This is a genomic window from Anaerocolumna sp. MB42-C2 (genome assembly GCF_030913705.1).
Lineage (GTDB): Bacteria > Bacillota > Clostridia > Lachnospirales > Lachnospiraceae > Anaerocolumna.
Map to the genome: position 1 here is coordinate 6145245 of NZ_CP133190.1, position 12981 is coordinate 6158225.

A 12981-nucleotide genomic window follows, 5' to 3' on the forward strand; every position below is an offset into this window, starting at 1 on the left:
AAATCATTTGCGTAATAATCACATTTATGATAAAATTAATACAGAACATATGTTTCCGGAGCTTGGAGAGGCCACCGCTTAAGAGATTGTTGTTACAAACAAACAATAGGAGGAACGGAATGTTACTAAATTTACATGTAAAAAATTTTGCTATAATTGATGAAGTAGACGTGACTTTTACAGACAACCTTAATATTCTAACCGGTGAAACCGGAGCCGGTAAATCAATTATTATCGGTTCTATTAATGTAGCTCTGGGAGGTAAGATAGCAAAAGACATCATTCGAAAAGGAGCCGAATATGCTCTGGTAGAATTATTATTTCAGATAGAAGATAAACATATTTTAGAAGTATTAAATGAGATGGATATACCTGCTGAAGATGGTCAGATAATCATTAGCAGAAAGATTATGAATGGCAAAAGTATCAGTAAAATTAACGGACAAAGTGTTACCGCCGGAGTTCTAAAAGAGATAGCCGGATTGTTAATTGATATACATGGTCAGCATGAACACCAGTCCCTGTTATATAAAGAAAAACATTTAGATATTATAGACCGGTTTGCCAAGTCTTCTATAGGAGATATTAAAAAGGAGTTGGAATCTGAATATAAAGAATACATAAATCTTAGAAATAAGCTTAATGAATTAAAAATAGATGAAGATAAAAGATTAAGGGAAATATCTTTCCTGGAATATGAAATCAATGAGATTAAAAATGCCAATCTAAAAATGGGTGAAGATGAGATATTAGCTGCGGAGTATAAAAAACTATCCAACTCCAAAACAATTGCGGAAGGATTAAATAATGTATATGACTGGATGAGTTATCAGATAACGGATTCCGCTGGTGATAATATCGGCAGGACAGTCAAGCAGCTAACTAAGTTATTAGAATTTGATGATTCCTTAGCGGGTTTATATAATCAGATATTGGATATCGAAACATTGGTTAATGATTTTAACAGAGACTTATCTGAGTATACATCTGATATGAATAATAACGAAGAAGATTTATCAATTACAGAACAGCGGCTGGATTTAATTAATCATCTAAAATCAAAATATGGCAGCGCTATAACGGATATACTAAAATATCTTGAACAAAGTGAAAAAAAGCTGTCACAATATAAAAACTATGAGGAAACGATGTCTGCTTTAGCGATACAGTTGGAAAAGCAGGAGACCAAAATACAGGATTTATCAGATCAGTTATCATTAATTCGAAAAGAAAAAGCAAAAGATTTATCAGCTAAAATAAAAGATGCTTTAATTGATTTAAATTTTCTTGAAGTACAATTTGAAATGATATTTAAGCCTACCGGACACTATTCGGTTAATGGATTTGACGATGCTGAGTTTTTGATTTCTACCAATCCGGGTGAAGAGATAAAACCATTATCGAAAGTAGCTTCCGGCGGTGAATTGTCAAGAATTATGTTAGCCATTAAATCCGTACTGGCTGATAAGGATGAAATTGAAACACTGATTTTTGACGAAATTGATGTCGGTGTAAGTGGAAGGACTGCTCAAAAAGTATCTGAGAAGTTATCCATGATAGCAGGAAGTCATCAGGTTTTATGTATTACTCACCTTCCTCAGATCGCAGCAATGGCAGATTCTCATTATATTATTGAAAAATCATCTGACGGATTTACCACCAAGACATCCATACGTAATCTCAAAGAAAATGAGTCCATAGATGAAATTGCAAGAATCTTGGGAGGCGCGGTCATTACGGATACTGTTCTACAAAGTGCAAAAGAAATGAAACAATTGGCTAAAACAACTAAAAAATACTAGTTTGAAATCAAATTAAATAGGTATACTATCAAAAGATAGTCATTCAGGATATACACTTTTTGTATATCCTTTTTTATTTCCGCATAGGCAAAGTGAGGATTAGCAAGCTTGTTTATAATAAATCAACCGGACAGAAGAACCAGAGATACTGACAAACGTGTATCTTCCGGTTTGTCAGGAATAAACCTTGAACAATCCTGTTGGAATAAAGTACTACTGCCCGGATAGTTCTGCTGGCGGAAAGAAAACATAACGATAGCATTTCACTTGGGTTTGATTATGTCAGCTTAATGACTATTTGTTATTCTTACGTTTAAAAAAGATAGGAGCCTGTTTATGCACAGAAAATCTGTATATCGTAAAGTACTGATATTATTATTATGTATTAATATAGTTGTACTTTTATTTTTTACTTATAAAGAATTAGATAATAGAGTCCCCGATAAGATTAAAATTTTAGTTGGTGAAAATCAGGAATTCGATTTTGATCTGCCATTTAAAGGTGCTTTTGATAATAAAAATGTAGATGTAATAAGTGTAAATAATAAAACTGTACCGACAAATCAGATCAAATTAGATTTAAATAAACCATTTTCTATTAAATCAACTAAAACAGGACAATATGTTATTAATTTAAAGCTATTCGGCTTTTTGGATTTTAAGAAAGTTGAGTTGGGTGTCATTGATACCCGGGAAGTACTTCCCAGCGGGAAACCTATAGGCATTTACGTTGAGACAGATGGAGTTATGGTACTTGGAACAGGGGTAATCAATGCGGTTGACGGTTTAAATTATGAACCGGCACTTAATAAGCTAAAATCGGGAGATTATATAACAGCTGTTGATAATAAGACAATTCATAATAAGGAAGAATTGATTAATGAAATCCAGAATAGTAACGGTAAAGATATTAAGATAGATGTAAGAAGAAATGAAAAAGATATACAATATAACGTTTCACCGGTTAAAACATCGGATGGTGAATACAAAATAGGAGCTTGGATCAGGGATAATACACAAGGTATTGGTACATTGACATTTGTAACTCAGGAGGGAGAATTTGGGGCTTTAGGTCATGGTATAACAGATATTGATACAAGCCTGATTATGGAAATAAACCGAGGTTACGTATATTCAGCAGATATTATGACAATTATTAAAGGTAAACAGGGAGCACCTGGTGAGTTAATTGGTTTAATCAATCAAAATGACAGAAATAAAATAGGGAATATTACAAAAAATACGAATCAGGGAATATTCGGCAAAGTAGATAATAAGTATAATTCGACAAGCATTAAAGGATATTTGCCTTTAGGATTAAAGCAGGAAGTGAAATTAGGGCCAGCCACTATATTAACCTGCGTTGATAATGAAGTGAAAGAATACAATATTGAAATTGAAAAAATAGATATGAATAGCTCCAGCCCGAATAAAGGAATGGTAATTCGAATCGTGGATAAAGATCTTCTGGCTCTAACCGGCGGAATTGTACAAGGCATGAGCGGAAGCCCTATAATTCAGAATGGAAAAATAATTGGAGCCGTTACGCACGTTTTTATACAGGATTCTACTAAAGGTTACGGTACTTTTATAGAAAATATGATTAATAATTTGGAAGATAATTAAGAGAATTAATATATCGACGGGAAACTAGAAAATTCTTACAGTAATGATATAATTACACACCAATATAGTAAAAAAATATAGTAAAATTAATATAAACGCCTATTTTGTATGAAAAATAGCCAAAATCCAAAACATTATTGTCGTAAAATGCGATAAGAAACAATTGATAAAATGGAAATAAATGTATATAATGCAAATATGGTAAGAATTTACAAATGATTATTTCATACAATTCATGGATGGTGCTAATTCATATATAATTATGTAAAAGCGAACTATATTTGCAGATATATTCTATAGTATTGTAAAATTAATGGTAAATAATATGGAAAATATTGACTTAAACATTAAAACGCGGTATAATGTAGTACATGGTGGGCAAAATTCGTGAATTTATGTAACAAATTATAATGAAAGGAGGCAAATATATTAACTATATTTACGTAGTATTATAAAGAAAACCGTAACAGGTAATATTTTGGGAGGAATCAAAGTGGGTAAGATTAATGTAGCAATTGTGGATGACAATGAAAGAATCGTTAAATTATTAGAAGAAATACTTAAGGGTGATTCTGATATAGAGGTAGTAGGGACCTCTGAAAATGGAATCGACGCTCTGGAAATGATTAAAGAAAAGAAACCAGATGTAGTACTCTTAGATTTAATAATGCCTAAACTAGATGGTTTGGGTGTTATGGAGAAAGTAAGATTAGATGAATCTTACAAAAAAACGCCGGCATTTATTGTAATAACGGCAATCGGACAAGAGGGAGTTACTGAAAATGCTTTTGAGCTTGGTGCAAGCTACTATATAATGAAACCTTTTGATAATAATATGGTATTAACAAGAATAAAACAAGTTAGAGGTGATTTACATAATAATAAGTTAATAGAAAACCACCGGGTTAGTACCTACGAGAACAAAGATGATTATAAAGAAAGAAATCTCGAATCCGATGTTACTAATATAATACATGAAATTGGTGTTCCGGCTCATATTAAAGGATATCAGTATCTTAGAGATGCTATCATGATGTCCGTAAATGACAATGAGATGTTGAATTCCATTACGAAATTATTGTATCCGTCCATTGCTAAAAGGCATAAGACAACACCTAGCCGCGTTGAAAGAGCAATAAGGCATGCTATAGAAGTAGCCTGGAGCAGAGGAAAAATGGATACGATTGATGAATTATTTGGGTATACAGTAAGCAATGGGAAAGGAAAACCGACTAATTCTGAGTTTGTAGCATTAATTGCTGATAAAATCAGATTAGAATACAAATTAAGAGCATAATAACATTGGATTAACCTTGTTAATTATAAAGAAGCCCGTCTCATATCAAGAATTGAGACGGGCTTGTTTTAAATATCTAGCATATATATCCAGCATATGTAAATAAATCTTTCATAAAAGCCTTTAATAAGGTATAATTAATATGAATAATATTGCGAAAGACCTGCGATTCAAAAACCTCGAATCAGTGAATTGATAAGAATTATATAAGAGGCTGTTCTTCAAGTTTTGTATTTGTAAGCAGGTGTTTTCCTGTGATAATTTTATCATTGGATAGTAAATGAATAGTGTGTAGGGAGGTAATTATATGAAGAGTGTATTGTATATGGCTTCAGAATGCGTTCCATTTATAAAGACAGGTGGTTTGGCGGATGTAGTAGGATCATTACCTAAGTATATTAATAAGGAAGAATTTGATATACGGGTAATGTTACCAAAATATAAGGTTATACCGGAAGTATTTAAAGAAAAAATGATCTATAAAACGAATTTTTATATGGATTTATCCTGGAGAAGTCAATATATTGGCTTGTTTGAACTCGAATACAGTGGTATTATCTTTTATTTTATTGATAATGAATTTTACTTTACCGGGAACACTCCTTACGGAAATATCTACGAGGATATTGAAAAATTCGCTTTTTACTGTAAAGCCTGCCTTTCTGCACTTCCGATTCTGGGTTTTAAACCTGAGATCATTCATTGCCATGACTGGCAGACAGGTTTGTTGCCGGTATATTTGAAAGACCGGTTTATGGAAAATGAATTTTATAAAGATATAAAAACAATAATGACCATACATAATCTGAAATTTCAAGGAGTATGGGATGTGAATACAATTAAGGATATCACAGGATTATCTGATTATTATTTTACGCCGGATAAATTAGAAGCTTACGGAAATGCTAATTATCTAAAGGGTGGCATTGTTTATGCTGATTATATCACAACAGTAAGTAAATCCTACTCAGAGGAAATCAAAACACCTTTTTATGGTGAAGGACTGGATGGGCTGATGCGTGCCAGAAGTAACGATTTAACTGGTATCGTGAATGGTATTGATTATGAGGAATATAACCCGATGACAGACCCTCTGATATATCATAATTATGATCAGACTAATTTCAGAAAATTAAAAATTAAAAATAAAAGAGATCTGCAGGAAGAACTTGGGTTAGCAGCAGGTGATAAGAAATTTATGATAGGTATCGTTTCCAGATTAACAGATCAGAAAGGTTTCGACTTAATTGATTCTATAATAGAGGAGTTATGTTCAGAAGATACCCAATTGGTTGTATTAGGTACCGGTGAACAAAAATATGAAAATTTATTTCGCCATTATGCCTGGAAATATGGTGACAGGGTATCTGCAAATATATATTACTCTGATGAAAGAGCACATAAAATTTATGCAGGCTGCGATGCATTCCTAATGCCATCCCTATTCGAACCCTGTGGGTTAAGCCAGCTTATCAGCCTTAGATACGGGACTGTACCTATTGTAAGAGAAACAGGTGGGTTACGGGATACGGTAGAACCTTATAATGAATTCGAAAAAACCGGAACGGGTTTTAGTTTTACTAACTATAATGCCCATGAAATGTTATTTGTTATCCGATATGCTAAAAACATATATTTTAATGCAAGAAAGGAATGGAATAAATTAATTGACAGAGGAATGTCAAAGGATTTCTCCTGGAACAATTCGGCAAAATTATATGAAGAATTATACAAAAAAATAGGGTTGTGAAACTTATTACAAGTATATAAATAGTCAAACATAAAGAATTTACCTGCATAATAAATGAACTCCTATGAGATAATAGTTGATAGGTAACTGCTCAATGATACTAGATACTATGACTGAATCATTCTGCAATTATCCGGATTATTTTGAGTAAAAAGGAGGAAATTTGAATGAGTAATTTATCAGAAATGGAACTACAGAATTTAAGACACCTTTTAGTGTTTGGTGAATCAGATAAGGAAAAATACAAAACCTATGCAGAAAATTGTACGGATCCTTATGTGAAGCAGTTTTTCCAGAAAGAAGCTCAGTCTGCAGAGCAAAAGAAACAGACATTAATACAATTTTTAAAATAGGAGGCTGGCATATGCAAGAGCAATTAATGGTAAATGATGCTTTAAATTCAATTAATGCAGGTTTAAAGAGTTTAGGTGATATGATAGCACAAACTGAAAATCAGGAGCTAAGGCAAACATTACAGAAATTCCGTAATGATGGTGAAACCTGTCAATATGAGTTATATACTATAGCGAAAAGTAAAAATTATTATCAACCGGCTCAGAAGGCTTCTCAGGATGAAATTATGAATTTAAAAAATTTCATAAACAGTCAATCCGGTATGACAGGACAATCAGGTATGTCTGGTCAATCAAACCAGGGACATGGACAAATGAGATAAAATGATCCTAATTTGGTATACACTTTTACTGTAATTAGGTAGGAGTGTATATCCAAATTAATACTTTTTTTAGTATTTTGGGAAAGATTACAGAATACCGAATAAGGATATTATTAACAGTAAACTATTTACAAATAATATGCACAAATAAAGAACAGAGAGATAGTGAAATATGTTAGTTCTAATAATATTCTATGAATTTGAATTTTCTACTTGAAATTTGAATTTAAAAAAGGTAAAATAAGATAGTGTTTGAGAAAAATTTGTCAATCATATGAATTGATTAGTATCTGTCATATACATAATTTTGTATATTAAAACGATTAAATATACAAAAGCATGACAGAATATTATAAAATTTAACAATTAGGAGGAAATATAACATGGCAGTAAAAGTGGCAATTAATGGTTTTGGACGTATTGGACGTCTTGCATTCAGACAAATGTTTGGTGCTGAAGGATATGAAATCGTTGCAATAAATGATTTAACAAATCCTAAAATGCTTGCTCATTTATTAAAATATGATTCAGCACAAGGCAGATATGCAAAAGCTGATACAGTAGAAGCAAAAGAAGATTCTATCGTAGTAGATGGTAAAGAAATTAAGATTTATGCTCAAAGAGACCCTAAAGATCTTCCTTGGAAAGAACTTGGAGTAGATGTAGTACTTGAATGTACTGGTTTCTTCGTATCAAAAGCAAAATCTCAGGCACATATCGATGCAGGTGCTAAAAAAGTAGTTATTTCAGCTCCGGCAGGTAATGATCTTCCAACCGTTGTATACAGCGTAAATGAAAAAACATTAAAAGCTAGTGATACAATTATTTCAGCAGCATCTTGTACGACTAACTGTTTAGCTCCTATGGCTGATACTTTAAATAAATTAGCTCCTATCGCTAAAGGTTTTATGACAACAATTCATGCTTATACCGGTGATCAGATGACTCTTGACGGACCTCATCCTAAGGGAGATTTAAGAAGAGCTCGTGCAGCAGCAGTTAATATCGTTCCTAATTCAACCGGTGCAGCTAAAGCTATCGGTCTTGTTGTTCCAGACTTAGCCGGTAAATTAGATGGTTCTGCACAAAGAGTTCCTGTTCCTACAGGATCTACTACTGAATTAGTAGCAGTTTGCAACGGTACTGTAACAAAAGACGATGTTAATGCAGCTATGAAAGCAGCAGCTTCCGCTTCCTTTGGATATACTGAAGAAGAATTAGTATCTTCTGATATTATCGGTATTACTTATGGTTCTTTATTTGATGCAACTCAAACAAAAGTTACTGATCTTGGTAACGGACAAACTTTAGTTAAAGTTGTCTCTTGGTATGATAATGAAAATTCATATACAAGCCAGATGGTTAGAACCATTAAATATTTTGCTGAATTAGCATAATTATTTAGTTAATAATTTATATTGATCCTATTATGGGTCCGGCCTTTGTAAATAAGTCGAGGAACGTTTACCGAACCCTCCTTGACTAGAACGATTGACCGGGCTCATTTTAAATCATATTACTTATAACGGTAAAGTTTAAACCAAAGTAAAAAACTGAAGTAAAGAGCTTTTCGTATAGGGTTATAAAGGACAATGAAAGGAGTTACACACATGCTTAATAAAAAATCAGTAGTTGATATTAATGTAAAAGGTAAAAGAGTATTAGTAAGATGTGATTTTAACGTTCCATTACAAGAAGGAAAAATAACAGATGAAAACCGTCTGGTTGCCGCACTTCCTACAATTAAAAAATTAATCAAAGACGGTGGCAAGGTAATTCTTTGTTCCCATCTTGGCAAACCGAAGGGAGAACCTAAACCGGAACTATCCTTAGCTCCCGTTGCTGTTAGATTAGCTGATTTATTAGGACAGCCCGTTAAATTTGCTGCAGATGCCAATGTAGTTGGAGAAAATGCAAAAGCCGCAGTTGCAGCTATGAAAGACGGAGAAGTTGTTCTGTTAGAAAATACCCGTTACAGAGCCGAAGAAACTAAGAATGTTGATTCTTTCAGTGAAGATTTAGCATCCCTTTGTGATGTGTTTGTAAATGATGCTTTTGGTACAGCTCACAGAGCACACTGTTCAAACGTTGGTGTTACAAAATATGTAGATACAGCAGTAGTTGGTTATTTAATGCAGAAAGAAATTGATTTCTTAGGAAATGCTGTTGATAACCCTGAAAGACCTTTCGTTGCTATACTGGGTGGTTCTAAAGTTTCCAGTAAGATTTCCGTAATTAACAACTTATTAGATAAGGTTGATACATTAATTATCGGTGGTGGTATGGCTTATACATTTATGAAAGCATTAGGAGAAGAAGTTGGTAATTCCTTATTGGAAGCTGATTATCTTGATTATGCTAAAGAAATGATAGAAAAAGCTGAGAAAAAAGGTGTTAAATTATTAATTCCTGTCGATACCGTTGTAGCAAAAGATTTTTCAAATGATGCTGAATATAAAACAGTTGGACGCGGTCAGATCGAAGCCGGATGGCAAGGTCTTGATATCGGTGAAAAAACTTGTGAATTATATGCAGATGCTATAAAGAGTGCAAAAACTGTTGTTTGGAATGGACCAATGGGTGTATTTGAATTCTCTAATTTCGCTAAGGGAACTATTGCAGTAGCAAAAGCTTTAGCAGAAATCAGCGCAACGACCATAATCGGTGGTGGTGATTCAGCAGCAGCTGTTAACATCTTAGGATTTGGTGATAAGATGACTCATATTTCTACAGGCGGCGGTGCTTCTCTTGAATTCTTAGAGGGTAAGGAACTTCCTGGTGTAGCTGCAGCTAACGATAAATAAAGGTAACTGATTAAGTTAATAATAATTTCGAACTATTAATTCAGGGACAGGTAACTGTTTAAAAACTTACCGTCCCTTTCTAAATGAGTATACGACAGTATTCAGATATAAAATCAAACATATCGTAAGATCTTTATATTTTACTGTCTGAATATAAAGGAGAATTAAGATGCGAAGGAAGATTATTGCAGGAAACTGGAAAATGAATAAAACGCCCAGTGAAACAATTAAATTAATAAATGAATTAAAACCGTTAGTAGTTACTGAGGATGCGGACGTTGTATTCTGTGTGCCGGCTATTTCCTTAACAACTGCAATGGAAGCTGCAAAAGGCTCCAATATTTTAATTGGCGCTGAAAATATGTATTTCGAGGAAAGCGGTGCATTTACCGGAGAGATCGCTCCTAATATGCTTACTGATATAGGAGTTAAATATGTTATTATCGGTCATTCCGAAAGAAGAGAATATTTTGCGGAAACTGATGTAACAGTGAATAAAAAAGTTCTAAAAGCGTTTGAACATGGTATTACTCCAATTATCTGCTGTGGTGAAACCCTTACTCAAAGAGAACAAGGCGTAACGATTGATTTCATTCGCCAACAGATTAAAATTGCTTTTTTAAGTGTTACATCTGAACAGGCTAAGACAGCTGTAATTGCTTATGAACCAATCTGGGCTATCGGAACAGGTAAAGTAGCAACTACAGAACAGGCTCAGGAAGTTTGTAAAGCAATACGTGACTGCATTGCTGAAATCTATGATGAGGCAACTGCAGCAGCAATCCGTATTCAATACGGCGGAAGCGTTACGGCAGCAAGTGCAGCTGAACTTTTTTCACAACCTGACATTGACGGTGGTTTAGTTGGCGGCGCCAGTTTAAAACCTGACTTTGGCAAAATCGTTAATTATAAATAATAGTACATTTATCTGCTAAAGAGATTAAATTTATATTTATATATAATGATAATATTTTGATTTTATTAATATTTATTATATATATTTTCTTGAATAAGGCTCATACCCTTATTTAAGATTTGTAATAAAATAGTTATTTATAAACTTTGCAACCAGATAAAGGAGTAAGTATAATGAGTAAAAAACCTACAGTATTAATGATATTAGATGGATATGGCTTAAACGAAAAAAAAGAAGGTAATGCTGTTAAATTAGCCGATACCCCTGTTATGAATAAATTAATGACAGAATATCCTTTTGTAAAAGGAAATGCAAGCGGTATGGCAGTAGGCCTTCCGGAGGGCCAGATGGGTAACTCTGAGGTAGGACATCTTAACATGGGTGCCGGAAGGATTATTTATCAGGAATTAACCAGAATCACCAAGGAAATCCAGGATGGCGATTTCTTTAAAAATGAAGCTTTATTAAAAGCTATAGAAAACTGTAAGAAACAAGGCACTGATTTACATTTATTTGGTCTGCTATCCGATGGCGGTGTTCACAGCCATAACACTCATTTGTATGGATTACTGGAATTAGCAAAAAGAGAAGGTCTAAAAAACGTGTATGTGCATGCTTTCTTAGACGGAAGAGATACTGCACCAACCTCCGGTAAGGGATTTGCTGAAAGTTTAATGGAGAAAATGGAAGAACTCGGTATTGGTAAAATTGCTTCCGTTATGGGTCGTTATTATGTAATGGACCGTGATAACAGATGGGATAGAGTGGAGAAAGCTTACCGCGCCATGGTTATGGGTGAGGGTGAGACTGCTGAAAATGGTGTTGATGCTATTCAGAAATCTTATGAGACTGATGTGAACGATGAATTTGTGTTACCAACAGTTATATTAGAGAACGGTAAACCGGTAGCAACTATTAAAGAAAATGATTCTGTTATTTTCTTTAACTTCAGACCTGATCGTGCCAGAGAAATAACAAGAGCATTTTGTGATGACGAATTTAATGGTTTTAAAAGAGATAAAGGCAGAATTCCGTTAACATATGTTTGCTTTACGGATTATGATGTGACCATAAAAAATAAAATCGTAGCATTCCATAAGATTTCTATTGATAATACATTTGGACAATTCCTGGCTGCCAATAATCTGAAACAGTTAAGACTTGCTGAAACGGAGAAATATGCCCATGTAACGTTCTTTTTTAACGGTGGTGTTGAAGTTCCAAATGAAGGAGAAGAACGTATTCTGGTTAACTCTCCAAAAGTAGCAACATATGATTTACAACCGGAAATGAGTGCATATGATGTCGCTAAAAACTTAGTAGAAGCAATAAAATCCTTAAAATATGATGTAATCATAGTTAATTTTGCCAATCCGGATATGGTGGGACATACCGGTATTGAGGATGCAGCTATTAAAGCTGTTGAAGCAGTTGATAAATGTGTTGGTATGGCTTATGAAGCTTTATTATCTGTAAATGGACAGATGTTTATCTGTGCAGATCACGGCAATGCTGAACAATTAATTGATTATACAACCGGAGAACCATTCACCGCACATACCATTAATGAGGTTCCTTTTATCTTAGTTAATTATAATAAGGACTATACTTTGAAAGAGGGCGGCTGTTTAGCTGATATTGCACCAACAATGATTGAAATGATGGGCATGAAGCAACCGAAAGAAATGACAGGAAAATCCTTGCTGGTTAAAAGATAATAGAATGATTTCCTATTCCCATCTACTGTATTGCAGATTACCTGTACAAAAAATAGTTGAAATCTGTAATATTGTATGGTAGAATTAACATTAGAGCTTTAGGAGGTGCAGTGATGGATATTTTAAAAGCAATTATAACAATCATTTATGTTATTATCTGTATTGCATTAGTGGTTGTTGTTTTAATGCAGGAAGGCAAATCAGCAGGTTTAACTGGATCTATTAATGGTGTGGCTGATACCTATTGGGGTAAGAATAGAGGTCGTTCTATGGAGGGTGCTTTGGAGAAATTTACAAAGTTTCTTGCTTTAGGATTTATCGTTCTTTCCGTTGTACTTAATATAATTTAATATAGTTTTTGAAAGCACTCTGTACGATACAGAGTGCTTTTT

General features: G+C 33.6%; 11 protein-coding genes. All 11 read left to right on the plus strand.

The features are described from left to right. The first annotated feature begins 119 nt into the window (after positions 1-119). Positions 120-1802: a DNA repair protein RecN gene (gene recN / locus RBU59_RS27240; RefSeq protein WP_308145608.1), complete on the plus strand. Its 1683-nt coding sequence runs from the start codon at positions 120-122 to the stop codon at positions 1800-1802. A gap of 336 nt (positions 1803-2138) precedes the next feature. Next, the gene (spoIVB, locus tag RBU59_RS27245) at positions 2139-3428 is read left to right on the plus strand and encodes a SpoIVB peptidase (RefSeq protein ID WP_308145609.1); all 1290 of its coding nucleotides are present in this window, start codon (positions 2139-2141) and stop codon (positions 3426-3428) included. A gap of 493 nt (positions 3429-3921) precedes the next feature. Continuing rightward, on the plus strand, positions 3922-4725 hold the full coding sequence (spo0A, locus tag RBU59_RS27250) for a sporulation transcription factor Spo0A (RefSeq protein WP_308145610.1): 804 nt from the start codon (positions 3922-3924) through the stop codon (positions 4723-4725). Positions 4726-5032: 307 nt separating this feature from the next. Beyond that, positions 5033-6475: a glycogen synthase GlgA gene (gene glgA / locus RBU59_RS27255; protein ID WP_308145611.1), complete on the plus strand. Its 1443-nt coding sequence runs from the start codon at positions 5033-5035 to the stop codon at positions 6473-6475. A 167-nt stretch (positions 6476-6642) separates the two neighbouring features. Continuing rightward, on the plus strand, positions 6643-6828 hold the full coding sequence (locus RBU59_RS27260; protein ID WP_308145612.1) for a hypothetical protein: 186 nt from the start codon (positions 6643-6645) through the stop codon (positions 6826-6828). Positions 6829-6839: 11 nt separating this feature from the next. After that, on the plus strand, positions 6840-7151 hold the full coding sequence (locus RBU59_RS27265; RefSeq protein ID WP_308145613.1) for a spore coat protein: 312 nt from the start codon (positions 6840-6842) through the stop codon (positions 7149-7151). 383 nt (positions 7152-7534) lie between these two features. After that, positions 7535-8548, plus strand: coding sequence for a type I glyceraldehyde-3-phosphate dehydrogenase (gene gap / locus RBU59_RS27270; RefSeq protein ID WP_308145614.1), 1014 nt, complete (start codon positions 7535-7537; stop codon positions 8546-8548). Between the two features lie 213 nt (positions 8549-8761). Then, the gene (locus RBU59_RS27275) at positions 8762-9955 is read left to right on the plus strand and encodes a phosphoglycerate kinase (RefSeq protein WP_308145615.1); all 1194 of its coding nucleotides are present in this window, start codon (positions 8762-8764) and stop codon (positions 9953-9955) included. 169 nt (positions 9956-10124) lie between these two features. After that, positions 10125-10871, plus strand: coding sequence for a triose-phosphate isomerase (gene tpiA / locus RBU59_RS27280; protein ID WP_308145616.1), 747 nt, complete (start codon positions 10125-10127; stop codon positions 10869-10871). Positions 10872-11044: 173 nt separating this feature from the next. Further along, positions 11045-12589 carry a 2,3-bisphosphoglycerate-independent phosphoglycerate mutase gene (gpmI, locus tag RBU59_RS27285; RefSeq protein WP_308145617.1) on the plus strand — a complete coding sequence of 515 codons (1545 nt, stop codon included), beginning with the start codon at positions 11045-11047 and terminating at the stop codon, positions 12587-12589. A 113-nt stretch (positions 12590-12702) separates the two neighbouring features. Continuing rightward, positions 12703-12939 (plus strand): preprotein translocase subunit SecG, encoded by a 237-nt coding sequence (gene secG / locus RBU59_RS27290; RefSeq protein ID WP_308145618.1) that lies wholly within the window; start codon positions 12703-12705, stop codon positions 12937-12939. The last annotated feature ends 42 nt before the right edge of the window (positions 12940-12981 follow it).